Here is a 15,335-nt window from a genome sequence, read left to right as displayed (position 1 = left end):
GACGGTTTAGTTTTTGACATGGATAGCAAAATTAGAACCGCCACGGACGGCGGTGGTTCCAAACAGCAGCGACGTTTTAAAGCAGGACAGATTGCAAAGCTTTAAAACTCGCAAGACATAATTTTGCCACGGACGGCAAAACTCAGAACGGGCACGGACGCCCGTGGTTCCAAACAGAAACGATGTTTTAAAGCAAAATAAATTGCAAAGCTTTAAAACTCGCAGGTTTCATTTTGCCACGGATGGCAAAATGAAACCATTGTGTCGGACTCTTTTTTATAATCCGTATTTGAATGAATAAAAACCGGTACTCTAATCGAGGATGGTAAGCACTTCGGTGTGGTCTTCAAAGATGGCGACGGTGTTTTCCATATGGCAGGAGCAGGAGCCGTCGGCGCTTACAACAGTCCAACCGTCGGAAAGTGTTTTAACCTCATCGGTGCCGAGGTTGATCATCGGCTCAATGGCAACAACCATTCCCGCTCGCAAGCGCTCATTCGGTCCGCCGGGATAAGGGACATTTGGAATATTCGGCGGCTCGTGTACGGAAAGCCCTACGCCGTGCCCGCAGTACTCGTAAACAACGCCGTAATTATACTGACTTGCCAGCTCGAATACCGCTTTTGATATTGCCTTAACGCGTTTTCCCGCTTGGCATGCCGCAATTCCCGCAGCCAAACAGTTTGTGGTAACTTCCAGCAATTGCAGCCGCTCGGGACTTACTTTACCGACCGGCACGGTTCTGCATGCATCGCTGATATAACCGCCCAAATCGATGCCGATATCAAGGGAGACAAGGTCACCTTCTTGAACGAATTTATTTTTTGACGGCACACCGTGTATAACCTCTTCGTTGATGGAAATACAGGCTGCACCGGGGAAGCCTTCCGCATACCATGCGGGCTTCCCGCCTATTTTAGTAATAAAGTCAACACAAAAATCGTCTAATTGTTTTGTACTGACTCCCGGTTTTACATGAGGAATAAGCTCCTCAAACAGTTGAGCCAAAGCTTTACAGGAACGGCGAATTCCGTCGATCTGTTCTTTTGTTTTAATGCGTATCATATATTCTCCAAAATAGTATGCATTTTTGTACTGCTTATGCCGCGTATTCGCGGGTTTAATGCAAGGGCTTGCCGAAAGCAGTGTATGGCAAGCTCTTTATCGCCTATTCGTAGATGGCATTCCCCCATTTTTTTATACAGCTCTGCGGTTATACTTGATTCAAAACCGAAATCAACCGCTGCTTCATAACATTCAAGCGCAATGTCATCGCCTAATGCCGGAATAATTTTTCCGATGATAAGAGTTTTTGCCAGCTTTAAAACTTCGGGGAAAAAATGCTTAAAATAATTTTTTTTTAATTCTTCATAAATAATCTCTTCCAGAATAACAAAGGCTTCGTAATGATGATCCCGCAAATATAATTCTTCCGCAAGGATAAACCCGAAGTCCATAAAATCTTCCCGATCCATATACAGTGAAAGCCAGAAACTTTTCGGAGCCGCCCGTAATCGCAAATATTCCGCCACCGCCTCTTCTTCAAGATTATGAAAGAGGTCAAAAACTATCAGCTGTGTTCTGCTTTCCAAATCGGTTTGTCCGACAAGCCAAAGCCGGTAATCAAAACCGGAATCCACTGTTTCTTTTTGAAAGCGCGCATAAAATGTATCAAGCTCGGCTCGCAGCTTCGGGTTTATTAACACTTCGTATGCGGTTATCAAAAGCTGCATCTCTTTTTCTCTGTTTTTTCTGTCGGCAGAAGATGCGGCATTTGAGGGTATGTCCGGATGCAGCAGCTTTGCTTTTTTTCTGAAAGAGTGTTTGATTTCTACGATTGAGGCTGAAGGGCGAACTCCTAAAATGCGATAGTAGTTTTCCATGCTGATGGGGCTCCCGATTTGCTTAGCCGATGTTTTTCCCCGCGATTGAGGCGTCGGTTGTGTTTTTTATAAGCTTAAAATAATCTAAGAGCATACCCATTGCTTCGAGATTTTCCATAACATTTTTACAAAACTTTTGAGAAAAAAAGCCGTTTTGCAGAGTAAACACCGCCCCTTTTTTCCCTTGCAGATTCCCATGATTTTTTAGTATGTCAAAAGTTTTAGGGTCGGGCTTTTTTTGAAAGAACGATTTATCTCCGATAAAAACAGCCAAATACTGATACGGGGTTAATCGATCGGTTTCCGTCATACGGTTGCCGTCAATCAGCCGGATATCGGCGTGTTTTTCTTTTGCAGCATTTAAAATACTGTCGAGTAATTTTTGCGCGGCGTTATTTTTTGAAAAATAAATCAGTCCTATCATGGCTTTCAGTCTATGCAATATCGGCAAAAAAATCAAGAGAAATATAATGCGGCGCACGACAAGAACAAGACATGTTAATAATACAAATCAAGACAATTTTATAAAAAAGATCTCGACACGGCGCAACGGTGAGTAAACTTACCATAGTGATGCTGAAGCTGCAAGCCATTAGTGTTGATGTTCCGATAAGTAAACAGCAGCTTAATTATAAAACGTTATACTGAAGGAGCAAAACTATAAGTTGGGAACTCCTATTTTATGATAGCACCGGGATATTCTGAAAAACCGGAAAATAACAGCGGATGTCTCAGTAAGGCTTACAAGCTATTTTAGCACACCGGATAATTTTTCTTAATTTTCAACGCGATGAAATTATTCGCATGAAAAATAGAACGAACCCCTGTATCGACATAAACACTGAGTTTCTCATTATAATCTTTTGGTTTGTTATCTGATGAATGGAAAAACAGGAAAGGTATTCGTTTAAGGGATTAATAATCCATTGTCGACATACTCCTTGTTGATACCGAGACAGTTCAGGAAAGTATAAAATGCTGTAAGTCCTTATGTGGCAATGGGTTAGTGATGGGCGCTGACGGGATCGAACCGCCGACATTCTGGGTGTAAACCAGACGCTCGTACCAGCTGAGCTAAGCGCCCGTATGGAAGACGAAAGCAAAATATCGTATTTCACAAAAAATGTCAAGAGCATTATTCATTTTTGCAGGGCAGGCATGAAAATTTTTGTATTTTTATTGTGAGTTAGACATAAGTGAAAATAGTTTGCACAATAAAAAGGATATAGGCATTGGTTCCCAGGCGGATTCTTAGGGAAAGGGTGAAGCTTTGCAAAAAGTCTTGCTTTAAAACGTCGCTTCTGCGTGGAACCACGGGCGTCCGTGCCCGTTCTGAATGTAGTTTTGGCATTCTTGTTTACAGTGGCTGCGAGTTTAAAAGATTCAATTTTATAATTTTGTTAATTTTGTATTGATGCTTTTAAACATCGTTTTACATTGTTCTGAGTTTTTGTCATCCGTGGCAAAACCAAACCTGCGAGTTTTAAAGCTTTGTACCGACTTACAGAACGTTATACGAGTTTGAAAACTCCTATTACTGCAAAGGGGTAGCCGCCACTTGTTCATGTGTAAGCCTGTCTATTTTTGCATAATGAAAGCTATAAAAACAAAAACCCGCACACTCGGTAAACTATGAATGCGCCATATAAAAATAGAGTTTTCTTAGGATTTCAATTTAAGTATGTTTTTTATAACACCACTAAGCCGTCCGGCAATTCGTTCGGATTAATATTTTTTGCCGGAAAATATTTTGCAAGCTTTTCCCCACAGTCAGCCACAGCTTCACAAAGTACCTTTCCTGCCTGTTTTTGTTTTATCCCATCGCAAATTTTATTGCATACGCTCTGCCATTCACCATGCTCTATTTTTGCGTTAATGCCTTCATCGGCTAACACAAAAACCTTCCGCTCCATCACAGAGATAAAAATAAGAATCCCCGCTCTGTTTTTTGTTTTATAAATTCCGCTTTCCATAAAATGACGTAAAGCACGGGTATATACCCGTTCATTTTTTTCACGCTTAGGAATAATGAATCTATCAACAACAGGAATATTTGCTATTATAAAAAAGATACCCGTAACGACAGCTGCAATCAAACCGACAAAAGCCGGCAAATACCATGTTGCAGGATACCAAAATGTAGTATTTAAAAAACAGTTTATCGAATCTGAAAAGGGCAACAGTGCAAGAAAAGCTGCGGCAGCAACTATAAGCCCCGATACAAGCTCATATTTCGAATAATCATCGGACTCTTTAATAACTGCAAGCGCAATTTCTCCATCCGTATTTTTTTCCGCTTTTTCCACTGCTTCTTTAATTGCGGTAAAATCCTTTGATTCAATACCTATTTTTTTAATAAATTTCAGCTCTTTCATTGTTACTCCCTTTATAATTTACTAAAACTAAACTGTCTTCTCCGAGCAATATTTTAAAACCACTATACTTACTACTATATACCTATTTTTTATAAAAAACAATGCAGACGCATGATACAAGCAATAATTAATTTTCATAAAATCACAATACTCAAATCAGATGTGGAACCAAGGGATTCCGTGCCCGTTCTGAATGTAGTTTTAGTTTTTCTTGCTCACAGTGCCTGCGAGTTTTAAGGCTTCAATTTCACAGTTTTGTATTGATGTTTTGCCTGACACTCCAGCGTAAACAGGCAAAACTCGTAGGCGAAACAAGGGGAGAAATTCCAAGGTTTCGCCCGTGCTCAATTCTAAACGATGTTTTGCCTGACACTCCAGCGTAAACAGGCAAAACTCGTAGGCGAAACAAGGGGAGAAATTCCAAGGTTTCGCCTGTGCTACTGTAGCGTTTTGTAATTAAGTTGCTGTTAGTAATTAGAGCGCTAACCATGACTGCTTGTGGATTCAGTATCACTATGGTAAATTGCTCGCCGTTGCGCCGTGTCGGATTCTTTTTTATACAACTTTTTACGATTTGTATAAAATACATTAAGAAAAATAATCAAGTTATCAAAAAACGTTATACTAGCAAGGTAATTGCAGAGCGTTACAGCAATTTAGCGACTGCAAAAGCATTCGTACGTGTTTTAAGTTATTCGCTTTAGTCGTTCAACTGCGCCAGCATCATTTTTGCAAGGTTATCAGTGGGGTTAATTTCCAACACAGTGCGGAAAAAACCTTTTGCTTCTTCAGTTTTGCCTTTTTTCAACGCAAGGCTGCCCAAATTTGAGATAATTTTTATATTTTCAGGCTCCTCGGCAAGAGCGGAAAGCAGCCATTTTTCAGCTTTTTGATATTCTTTTAATTCTGTTAAACAGATGGAAAGTTCATTGCAAATATCGCTGTATGCGGTTTTTATTTCTTCGTTATCCTGCCCGAGTTCAAGGCAATGCAAAAAGGCGGCTTTTGCATCTTCCCAACGGTTTAGTCGGCGTAATGCCCAGCCGAGTAAAAACCATGCGTTCCAAACTTTAGGATGATGCGAAAGAAATTCTCTAATCCTTTCTAAAGCTTTTTCCTCTTGATTCATTTGCATGAAGTCATAGGCTTCTTTAAATAAATCATCATCAAGCGCTTGTGTGTTTATCCAGTCAATAAGATCTCGCGCTTTTTGCTTCCGAGTTTCTGCGGTGTCTGTTGTTGTATCTTCCAATTGTAAGTAAGTTTCAAAAACCGAACGTGCTTTCGCGTAATTGCTCTGCTTGATAAAGAAAAACCCTGCATTAAAAAATGCTTGCGGAATAGGCGGTTCTGCAGCTAAAACTTCTTTATAAAAATGAAAAGCCTCATCGTTGTAATAATCCGCTTCGTCATCGGCTCCCGCCTCCCGATAAAAACGGCTGCGTTCTTCCATTAATAGTGCAAGATTGAGTTTTGTGAACATATCGGCGGAAAACAAACCTTCTAATGCAAGGAGAAGTTCTTCCGCGAGTTCAAAGTCTCCGTTTTTTGTTTTAATGATAGCTGCTTCTGTCATTTCAGCTCTAATATTCGGTTTTAAATTGAGGAAAATATCGCGATAATATTGAGTATGCAAATTATCCCGATCGTATGCGAAAACAGTGAGCATTCCTGCAAGAATCATCTCTTGCGTAATTTCCTTTGGCTGAATGTTTTCTTCGCCGGCGGGCAACTGAATAGGAAGCGGGATTGAAGGATCAAAGTCCGGAATTGCAGAGGCGATCGTATAATTTTCAGGCAACTGTATAAAAAAAAGCGAGTCTAATTCTTTCATGAGGTAAAATCGGGAAGGTTAAGATCATTTAATCCGCCGGGAATTTCCGCCTGTTTAGGCTCCGCGGGGTTCCGTTCTTGCGGTTTTTGAATTTGCTGATTCGTTTCTTGTACCGGTTGTTGTTCAGATTTCAAGGGAGGTATATTTCTGCTATGAGAGAAATACTGATTGAGGTGCATTTTATAAATCATCGGTACGGTTCCCGGCGTAAATTCCATCGCCAGAGAAACAAGATCTTTTCTGCCTTCGACCTGTTCCGCTCGAACAATTTTTCCTCGAATACCGATATTAACATCGGGCTCTTCAAAATCAATTTTCAGCATAGCCCCTTTTTGACTTAAAAAGGAACCAACTCCGACCATAATAAATCTCGCTCCGGAAAAAGAGAGGTCTCGTAAAATACAACGTCTCGGAATACCTTGAATAAAGACAATAGTTTCTTTTTTTGCTAAGTTCATTTTCCGCATAGAGGCAGGGTCAAGCTGAATTCGCTCTTCTTTTCTTTTTGTTGAACTGATATTTGCTTCAAGTAAAAATCCCAACTTTTCGATTAAATCATCGGGAGCTCTTTGTGTATATTCTAAGCTGAAAATTACCAAATCGGCAGAACTTCTGTACGGAGTTGTATCGATAAGTTTTGCAGAAACAAAAAAAGAAAGACTATCTTTTGCTCCCGGTTCAAAAAAGAAAAAACGTATGCTGAGGTTTGTGTGTCCTTCTTCAATTTTTGCATACAAACCGCTTTTTTTGCCTGCTATAATTTTTGCGCCAACCATAGATGCGGAATTGATAATACATGGCCATTGGCTGCCGGCACACCGTACATACACTTGTTGCGTATTCAAACTCAATGCCTGTATAACATCTTTTGTAAATGTTACATCAATATTTTTATATGAGTCATAAAATTTATTAAGCTGCTGACTTGTAGCAAATCCCATGCAAAAATGTTACCGTAAAAGTGCTAAAAGGTCAAGGTATAATCTATAATTCCGCACGAGAGATACCATACTCAAAACTTACGCAGCGTGTTTGACTCATACTCCGCCGTTATTGGACTGCCTGCTTTGCCGGCGAACTTGACATAGAAGCCTTTCTATAACATTTCGGCAGAGTCATAATCATACGGGCGAATTTTTTCATTTTTGACATTAGACCTTAAATGAAAAAACCGGGCTGTCCGCTCCAATTGTGCCGCCTCTTCTGCGAAAAACCAGCAACGTTATTCCCTAACGTCCATAAGTTGCTCCTTGTACAAATACAATCGGCGGCACAATTTCCACTCCCATCCCTTTCGCATCCTCAAAAATGCAGCAGCCAACAGCCGCCATAAAGCGGGGTTCAATGGGCAGCCTCACCTTGTTCATGCGTAAGCCCTGATCACATAAGCAAAACTCTTTACTCTTTCGAGATAAGCGGCTAAAACGCTTTTATGGATATGGAAGAATTCGGAACGGTATATCCCGAGCTGCAAAGCGGAGACGATACGGATCCCGCACATCGTCAGCGCCTATTGCAATGAAGACGGTTACACACTCGGACAAACGCTCACCGATAATATTTCTGACTATTTTCGTATTGACGAGATACGAGAAAACCTTACAGCGTGCGAAAATTACCGAAGTACATCTGAAAAAGCACACGGACAATTTGAAACAAGAAAATACTATATAACTGATGACATTACATGGTTTGCAATTAATGGTAAGTGGGAAGGCATAAAAACTACCAGTATGGTTGAAACCGTTATCATAACGGGAGAGAAAACGACCATCAAACGACGGGTATTACATCAGTTCTTTGGCTGCTCATATCGACTTATTTATGAAAGCGGTGCGCGGACATTGAGCGATAGAAAGTATGCATTGGCATTTGGATGTTACGTTCAAAGAAGATGCGAACACCACGATAGACAAGAATGCCGCAATGAACCAAAACATTATTCGCAAATGGGCACTTGCAATTCTCAAACGGGTAGAACATATTCACGGCAAAAAATATTCAGGTGAAAGCTAAGCGCTACGCAATGAGTTTAGACCCGTTCGGCAGTTTAGCACAAGCATTATCAATCTAATTCTTCACGAAACACTTAAAAAAAAGATTATTTTTACTGCAAAGGAAAGAATAAAAATCTTCTTAGCTCTTGTCGTGGCTCTTTTAAACTAACTTGAAAATTTATTTTTTTTCCGTTATACTATCCGAGTTTACAAACGGACATGTCTTATTCTGCACTTATTTCCAGTTTTATTAAAGAATACACCGTTTCTTTTTAGCAAATCAGTTTAAGGATTTTCACCATGTTGGAAAAAATGAGAAATATCGGCATTATGGCGCATATTGATGCCGGCAAAACTACCACAACCGAGCGCATTTTATTTTATACCGGAAAAATTCATCGTATCGGAGAGATTGATGACGGAGCTGCAACGATGGATTGGATGGCGCAGGAGCAGGAGCGGGGAATTACTATTCAGTCTGCCGCAACTACAACATATTGGCGCGATTTTCAAATAAACATCATCGACACGCCCGGTCATGTGGATTTTACAGCCGAGGTTGAACGCTCCTTGCGTGTGCTGGACGGAGCAGTTGCCGTGCTTTGTGCGGTCGGCGGGGTACAGCCGCAAACCGAAACCGTCTGGCGTCAGGCTGACCGGTACAAGGTACCGCGAATCTGTTTTGTAAATAAAATGGATAGGATTGGTGCTGACTTTTTTTCGGTGATGGAGGATGTGCATAAAAAATTCGCTATCGAAACGGTTCCCTTACAAATCCCTATCGGCTCTGCGGAGAGCTTTAGCGGTGTTATCGACCTCATTACAATGGAAGAAATTACATGGGATGAGGCAAGTGAAGGCGAAAAGTTTGAGCGGAAGCCGATTTCGGATACCAACCGCGAAGCAGCTGAAAATTGGCGCGAAAAAATGCTTGACGTGATTTCTTCATACTCGGATGAAGTTACCGAACTCTTATTGGAGGGAGAAGAACCTTCCGCCGAATTGATAAAAAAAGAGCTGCGGAAAGCGGTGCTGAATCGGCAATATATTCCCTTTTTATGCGGCTCAGCGCGGCATAACACGGGGGTGCAGCCGCTAATCGATGCCATCGTTGATTACCTGCCCGCTCCCGATGAGGTAGCACCGGCAGAAGGCATTCAAATAAAAAAAGAGGAAACGGTTTCCATTCCCTGCAAGGAAAGTGGTGTACCGTTGGGACTGGTATTTAAAATCCAGTATGATCGGGAAGCGGGCTCGCTTTGCTATGTGCGCATGTATTCGGGAAAGATTCGCGCAGGCGAACAGGTTATGAATATCGGCAAAAAAAAGCGGGAGCGGGTTAATCGCATTTTACGTATGCATTCCAATAAATCGGAGTCTATGGATACGGTACAGGCGGGTGATATTGCGGTTTTTATCGGCTTAAAAACGGCGCAAACCGGCGATACGCTTGGCAGCGAGGGGATGCCCATCCTGCTTGAGTCCATGCACTTCCCCGAGCCGGTTATTTCCGTTGCGATTGAGCCGTCAAGTTTGTCGGAACGGGCAAAACTGAAAGAAACGCTTGAAATTTTATCGCGGGAAGATCCAACCTTTACCGCTCGGGAAGATGCTGAAACGGGGCAGCTGATTATTTCCGGTATGGGAGAGCTTCATCTTGAGGTTTTAACCACTCGCATGCTTGATGATTTTAAGGTTTCCGCCCGCGTGGGAAATCCTCAAGTTACCTACCGCGAATCCGTTACCGCCTCTGTTGAACATACTGAAGCTTTCAGTAAGATGCTCGGCGGAAAAGAAAACACCGCAAAACTCACGCTCAAAATTGAACCTCGTAAGCGTGGGGAAGGAAATTTATTTACCTCAAATGTAAAAGAAGCGGTTTCGGGTGCGTATTCGTCTCATGCAGTGCCAAAAGAAATTTTAGAAGCAATAAAACACGGAATCGAAGGCGCTTTCGGTTCGGGTATTCAGTACGGGTACCCTTGCGTTGATGTCGGCGTAACCCTCCTTTCCGCCGAGTATGACGAGTTAAGCTCAACTCCTTTTGCCTTTGAGGCGGCATCGGCGATGGGCTTTGACGAGGCGTGCAGAAAAGCTTCGCCTGAATTGCTTGAGCCGGTAATGAATGTCGATATTGCAAGTCCGAAAGAATTTGTCGGCGATGCAATGAGTCTTGTTACCCAACGCGGCGGGCTTATTTTGGGGATGGATTCTAAAACCGATATTGATGTGGTGCATGCACAGGCACCGATGGCAAAAATGTTCGGTTTTTCCACCGACCTCCGTTCGGTAAGTCAGGGAAGGGCTTCCTTTGCAATGACCTTCAGCCATTTTGAGGTTAAAAAAGGCGGATTATAAGTATAAAAAAGCTTCTAAAAATATTAATTTTTAGAAGCTTTTCTTTAAACATTAGATTTTTTAGCGATATTTTCTCGGTAAGTCATTGCAGGTATACCGTTTTGTAATTAAGTCGATTATATTTTTTAATACATCTTACCCAAAACGTAAAAAATTTTATAAAAAAGAGTTCGACACGGCGCACGGGCGAAGCGTTAATAATTTGTCTCCGCTTCGCCAACGAGTTTAAAAGCTTCAATTTTACAAAACAGTGTTGATGCTTTTAAACATCGTTTGGAATTTGGCAACGGCGAGCAATTTACCATAGGAATGCTTAAATCCGCACTCCCTCATTGTTAGTACTCCAATTTGTATAACAGGAAGTTAATTACAAAACGTTATACTAGGGGCTAACTCACAATACAGATACAAAAATTTTTATGCCTGCCCTGAACGGGAATGCAGGGCGTGCGTATATGAAAAAAATAACCGGTATTAAGAAGAGTAAAACCTGTTTGAGTTGTAGGCATTGCGTTAGGCGGACGGAGGGCGGCTTCGCGCTTTTTCAAAAGCGCGAAGCCGGATCCTTTTTGCGCGCCTAAAATAGCGCAAAAAGAGCCGCAGGCGATAGCCGGAGCCCGTAGTACGCCGACCCTCCGTGCGGCGTTCGCCAGAAATAAAAACGCCGCACGAAGGGGAACGCCCGAATAATTTGTATTTAGTAATTAATATAGAACTAGGTTGGTGAGTTTAAAATACCGTTTTATAAATTGGTAGTATTTTGGTTCAAGGTAATGGAATATTTTTGCAACTGCGGTCTTTTTTGCCACAACTACGATTAAGGCTCTGGAAAATGTAAAAAGTTTTATAAAAAAGAGTCCGACACAACGGTTTAGTTTTTGCCGTCCGTGGCAAAAACTAAACCACGAGTTTTAAAGCTTTGTAATAGTCTTGCTTTAAAACATCGTTTCTGCTTGGAACCACTGCCTTGCTGTGATTTTTAGTATTTTTTATTAAATCACAGCTGCGAGTTTAAAAGCTTCAATTTTATAATTTTATATTGATGCTTTTAAACATCGTTTTGCATTGTTCTGATTTTTGCCGTCCGTGTCAAAAACTAAACCGTCTGTATGGAACCACGGGCGTCCGTGCCCGTTCTGATTTTGACGTCCGTGGCAATTTACCATAGGCTTACTGGCAGCGCTCGAATTTTGTCTTTCGTTTTGATGGGACAGGAAAACCGTCGCTTCTGCGTGGAAGCGGCACTGTAATGGGGTTTATAAAACTTTTTACACAAGCACAAAAGTTTTCTTCTCAGTCCGCTCTGCACGACTCAAGCATTTTTAGAATTTTGGGGTCAAGTTTGACGGAGAGATTTTTTTCGTTGGAGGGCAGGACGGTTCCTTTGGGAGCGTTTTTTGCGCGGCGGAGGTGCTTAACCTGTGTATAGTATAAATCCGCAGCGCCTGCTTTGCGCGCCTTTGAGTAAAAAACGGCAAGGTTTCCGGCAGCGATTAAAACGGGAAGCGGCACTGTTTTGTTTTTTTTGGCTTTGATAAACACATACCCGCCGGCATAATCCCGGGTGTGCAGCCAAAGATCGGCACCCTTTACAACATGGCGCAATAGGGAATCGTTTTCCGCCGCTGTTCTGCCGACATGCAATGTCCAATCGTCAACAAAAAAGGTTAAGCCTGTTTTTTCTTTTTGCGTTGCCGGTTTTTGTTTGGTTGCGGCAGGCTGCTTGCGGAGCAGTTTTTCGATGAGGCGGGGATTCTCTTCGGCTCTGATATTTGCTAGTTCGGCTTGTAAACCGGCAATTCTGTTTTCTGCCGCCTGTATATCTTCGCTCAATGCTTGCAAACCGGAAACCGCTTTTTTATATTGCTCATAATAAAAAGCGGCATTTTCTTTTGCGGTTTTCTGCGGGTTAAGCTGAATACGCAAAACGGTGCCGGGTGCGGTATAATCTTCAAGCTCAACAAAATCGCTATTGGGTTTAATCAAATGCAAATTGCTTAAAAGCAAATCACCCTGATGTTTGAGCTGCTCGTTTTGAGAAAAAGTTTGCCGCTTGGCGGTCAGTTTTTTAATTACCGCGCGCAGTTTATCAATTCTTGCACCGTAAAGATTTTCCGCCTGCTCCAATAAGGCTTCCCGCGATACCTTCGGTGCTTTTTGGTCATACCATTCCTCTATTGCCTGATTAAAACTTTTTGTGCTATCGTATTCACGCACTGAAAAAACGGATGCGGTTTGCGGCGGCTCCGGCTCATTCCAAAGCGCCCCTGAAACTTCGCCCCGTTTTGGGCGGCGATAAAAGGCGTCGATAATCCGCTGCTGTGAATCCGTCAAAATAATATTCGCCGCGCCGCTCCAAAGTCTGATGTACAAAAAAAGTTTTTCATCGCCGCCGCTTAAGCTGATTTTAATAATTCGGTCATTGTGCAGCTGCTCCGCCTGCGTGATTTTCATACCGCGAATTTTTGACCGCAAAAGTTCCATAAAGCGTAAGGGCTTTTCAAACTTGGGGATTTTCTTCGCTGTTTCGTGCAAACGGCAGGCACCGCCTTCCAACCCGATAAAAAGATTTATCGCCCTGTTTTTGTACAGGAACAGCACCAATGCGGAATACGAAGGCTGCACTATTTTTTGCACATAGGAGCCTTCGATATCCAACTCTTTTAAAATGAGATTTATTTCCGCAGAGTTTAATGACATTACAGCGCCTTACACCGCTCGGCAAGAAAGGCTTGGTGCTCGGCATCCAACAGCGGGCTCAGTTTTTCCTGAACCAGTTTGTGGTAATTGTTCAGCCATGCAAGCTCTTCTGGCAGCAATAAACTTTTAATTACCGGCCGAGTGTCAATCGGGCACAGCGTTACGGTTTCAAACGAATAAAAGGGGCCATATTCATTTTCGATTGCAACTTGCGTAACCGTCAGATTTTCTATTCTAATTCCGTGACTGCCCGCAACATACATTCCCGGCTCATTTGACGTTACCATGCCGGGCTCAAGCGGCACATTGATAGTATAGCGGTTGGAGATTGATTGCGGCCCTTCGTGAACTGAAAGCACAAACCCTACGCCGTGTCCGGTGCCGTGTTTATAATCTTTGCCCGCCTTCCATAAGGGGAGGCGCGCAATACCGTCAAGCACATACCCCGGCGTGCCGGCTTTAAACTGGGCGATCGCAAGTTGAATATGCGATTTTAATACTAGCGTATAATCTTCGCGCTCTTCTTCGGTAAGCGGCCCGAGCTGAATAGTTCTGGTAATATCGGTTGTGCCGTCCCGATACTGCCCGCCCGAATCCAAAAGCAGGAATCCTTTCGGCTCAAGGGTTGCGCAGGTTTCCGGCCGCGGCGCATAGTGGATAATCGCGCCGTTTGCCCCGTATCCCGAAATAGTGCCGAAGCTTGCCTCGATAAAATCCTTTTGCGCCGCACGGAATTCCAAAAGCTTATCGGCAACATCGCATTCGCTGATACGTGCGTCCGCATTTTCTTCTATCCATTTTATAATTTGCACCATTGCAACACCGTCTTTGAGCATTGCGTTGCGAATGCTTTTAAGTTCCGTTTCATTTTTTACCGCTTTAAGAATACTGGTGAGGTTAATCCCTTCAAGCACTTTTGCCTGAATACAATTCCGCAAATAAATATTGGTGCGGGACGGATCAATGAACACTACACCGTCAAGTTTTGCCGCCGCCTCAAACACCGCTTCGTATGGATAACAGTCAACGCCTTCTTTGCGTAATGCTTCCTCTACATCCTTCGGCATTTGGCGTGGGTCAATAAAAAGCTTCGCCTGCGTTTTTTCAATAATCGCATACGAAGTAAGCACGGGATTTGATTTCACATCGCTGCCGCGGATATTGTACAGCCAGCAAATATCTTCAAGCGCACCGATAACCGTTGCGTCGCATTTTTTTTCTGCAAGCAATGCCCGCACTTCGGAAAGCTTTTCCTTCACGCTTTTGCCGGTGTATTTTTGTTCCAATATATACGCCGTACTATACCGCGGTTCGGGGCGGTCGTTCCAAATACTGCCCACAAGGTCTTTGTCGGCAACAAAACGAATTGCGGGCAAACAGTCCTTCAGCTGCCGATACGAAGCGGCGGCGGTTACCTTACCGTCAAGCCCAAGCGTATCACCCGCCCGTAACTCGTGCTGAAAAAATTCTTCGATACTCGGTACGCCCGGCTCGCCCATTTTGCAAAGCTCAAAACCGCTGCCGTGCAATTGCTGCTCCGCTTGCAAAAAATAACGCCCGTCGGTCCACAACAGCGCCTTATCCTTGGTTACCACCGCCGTTCCTGCCGAGCCCGTAAATCCCGATATATACTCCCGCGTTTTTGCATATTTCGGAAGATATTCGCTTTGATGCGCATCCGAAGAAGGAATATAGTACGCATCGATCCCTTCTTCCGCCATTCGTTTTCGTAATGCCGCTAATCTTTCAGGTATGGTCAATTCTGTCTCCTCAAATAATTATTTAGTTTGTTTACTTTGTCAAACAAAAAGTATCGTCTTGCTTACTCGGTCGTAAACGCCGAGTACAAAATACACAAACCGTTTTTTCGCCTTGATTGTATCACAACGAAGAAAAAAATGAAACCTGCGAGTTTTAAAGCTTCCTGTTATAAAAAAGAGTCCGACACGGCGCAAGGGCGAAGCTTTACCTGTTTTCCTTTCGCTTCGCCTACGAGTCGGTGTAATTTTTCCGTCCATGGCAAAATTACACCTGCGAGTTTTAAAGCTTTACGAATAGTTTTGCTTTAAAACATCGTTTCTGTTTGGAACCATCGCACGGCATAATTTTTCCGTCCATGGCAAAATTATGCCTGCGAGTTTTAAAAGCACTTGAAAGCGTCTGTGCTTTTAAAACGTCGCTGCTGCGT

Annotated in this window: 11 protein-coding genes and 1 tRNA gene; 2 read left to right on the top strand and 10 right to left on the bottom strand. The window is 42.8% G+C overall.

Annotated elements, in window-relative coordinates:
- Positions 1 to 312: 312 nt before the first annotated feature.
- From map to FUT79_RS15180, 8 genes are all read right to left on the bottom strand, one after another.
- The gene (gene map, locus FUT79_RS11970) at positions 313 to 1,065 is read right to left on the bottom strand and encodes a type I methionyl aminopeptidase (RefSeq protein ID WP_024753206.1); all 753 of its coding nucleotides are present in this window, start codon (positions 1,063 to 1,065) and stop codon (positions 313 to 315) included.
- Positions 1,062 to 1,883, bottom strand: coding sequence for a DnaJ domain-containing protein (locus FUT79_RS11965; RefSeq protein WP_044634401.1), 822 nt, complete (start codon positions 1,881 to 1,883; stop codon positions 1,062 to 1,064). Before FUT79_RS11965 ends, map begins: the two co-directional genes overlap by 4 nt.
- Positions 1,884 to 1,905: 22 nt before the next feature.
- Positions 1,906 to 2,307 (bottom strand): hypothetical protein, encoded by a 402-nt coding sequence (locus tag FUT79_RS11960; RefSeq protein WP_002696237.1) that lies wholly within the window; start codon positions 2,305 to 2,307, stop codon positions 1,906 to 1,908.
- Between the two features lie 586 nt (positions 2,308 to 2,893).
- Positions 2,894 to 2,967, bottom strand: a tRNA-Val gene (locus FUT79_RS11955).
- A gap of 604 nt (positions 2,968 to 3,571) precedes the next feature.
- A complete protein-coding gene (locus FUT79_RS11950; RefSeq protein WP_024753208.1) occupies positions 3,572 to 4,258 on the bottom strand; it encodes a TPM domain-containing protein in 687 nt (228 codons plus the stop codon).
- Between the two features lie 700 nt (positions 4,259 to 4,958).
- The gene (locus FUT79_RS11940) at positions 4,959 to 6,092 is read right to left on the bottom strand and encodes a tetratricopeptide repeat protein (protein ID WP_148879158.1); all 1,134 of its coding nucleotides are present in this window, start codon (positions 6,090 to 6,092) and stop codon (positions 4,959 to 4,961) included.
- On the bottom strand, positions 6,089 to 7,033 hold the full coding sequence (locus FUT79_RS11935; RefSeq protein WP_148889702.1) for a PilZ domain-containing protein: 945 nt from the start codon (positions 7,031 to 7,033) through the stop codon (positions 6,089 to 6,091). The genes FUT79_RS11940 and FUT79_RS11935 overlap by 4 nt, the downstream gene beginning before the upstream one ends.
- 288 nt (positions 7,034 to 7,321) lie before the next feature.
- Positions 7,322 to 7,459, bottom strand: coding sequence for a hypothetical protein (locus FUT79_RS15180; protein ID WP_156009297.1), 138 nt, complete (start codon positions 7,457 to 7,459; stop codon positions 7,322 to 7,324).
- Positions 7,460 to 7,952: 493 nt separating this feature from the next.
- Between FUT79_RS15180 and FUT79_RS15175 the strand changes: the two genes are divergently transcribed.
- Positions 7,953 to 8,108: a hypothetical protein gene (locus tag FUT79_RS15175; protein WP_156009298.1), complete on the top strand. Its 156-nt coding sequence runs from the start codon at positions 7,953 to 7,955 to the stop codon at positions 8,106 to 8,108.
- A gap of 281 nt (positions 8,109 to 8,389) precedes the next feature.
- The gene (fusA, locus tag FUT79_RS11930) at positions 8,390 to 10,447 is read left to right on the top strand and encodes an elongation factor G (RefSeq protein WP_024753212.1); all 2,058 of its coding nucleotides are present in this window, start codon (positions 8,390 to 8,392) and stop codon (positions 10,445 to 10,447) included.
- Between the two features lie 1,293 nt (positions 10,448 to 11,740).
- Here fusA and FUT79_RS11925 read toward each other — a convergent pair.
- Positions 11,741 to 13,147, bottom strand: a complete 1,407-nt coding sequence (locus FUT79_RS11925) for an NFACT RNA binding domain-containing protein (RefSeq protein ID WP_148879155.1) — start codon at positions 13,145 to 13,147, stop codon at positions 11,741 to 11,743.
- Entirely contained in the window at positions 13,147 to 14,907 is a 1,761-nt protein-coding gene (locus tag FUT79_RS11920) for an aminopeptidase P family protein (RefSeq protein ID WP_024753214.1), read from the bottom strand. The genes FUT79_RS11925 and FUT79_RS11920 overlap by 1 nt, the downstream gene beginning before the upstream one ends.
- Positions 14,908 to 15,335 lie beyond the last annotated feature (428 nt).

The organism is Treponema phagedenis, from assembly GCF_008153345.1.
Lineage (GTDB): Bacteria > Spirochaetota > Spirochaetia > Treponematales > Treponemataceae > Treponema > Treponema phagedenis.
The sequence above is the reverse complement of the archived record's forward strand: the minus strand, read 5'-3'. Positions and strand labels throughout refer to the sequence as shown.

Coding starts and splice junctions, on each gene's coding strand:
- fusA (WP_024753212.1), top strand. CDS start 8,390: ATGTTGGAAAAAATGAGAAATATCGGCATTATGGCGCATATTGATGCC.
- FUT79_RS15180 (WP_156009297.1), bottom strand. CDS start 7,459: ATGAACAAGGTGAGGCTGCCCATTGAACCCCGCTTTATGGCGGCTGTT.
- FUT79_RS11965 (WP_044634401.1), bottom strand. CDS start 1,883: ATGGAAAACTACTATCGCATTTTAGGAGTTCGCCCTTCAGCCTCAATC.
- FUT79_RS11960 (WP_002696237.1), bottom strand. CDS start 2,307: ATGATAGGACTGATTTATTTTTCAAAAAATAACGCCGCGCAAAAATTA.
- FUT79_RS11935 (WP_148889702.1), bottom strand. CDS start 7,033: ATGGGATTTGCTACAAGTCAGCAGCTTAATAAATTTTATGACTCATAT.
- map (WP_024753206.1), bottom strand. CDS start 1,065: ATGATACGCATTAAAACAAAAGAACAGATCGACGGAATTCGCCGTTCC.
- FUT79_RS11940 (WP_148879158.1), bottom strand. CDS start 6,092: ATGAAAGAATTAGACTCGCTTTTTTTTATACAGTTGCCTGAAAATTAT.
- FUT79_RS15175 (WP_156009298.1), top strand. CDS start 7,953: ATGCATTGGCATTTGGATGTTACGTTCAAAGAAGATGCGAACACCACG.
- FUT79_RS11925 (WP_148879155.1), bottom strand. CDS start 13,147: ATGTCATTAAACTCTGCGGAAATAAATCTCATTTTAAAAGAGTTGGAT.
- FUT79_RS11950 (WP_024753208.1), bottom strand. CDS start 4,258: ATGAAAGAGCTGAAATTTATTAAAAAAATAGGTATTGAATCAAAGGAT.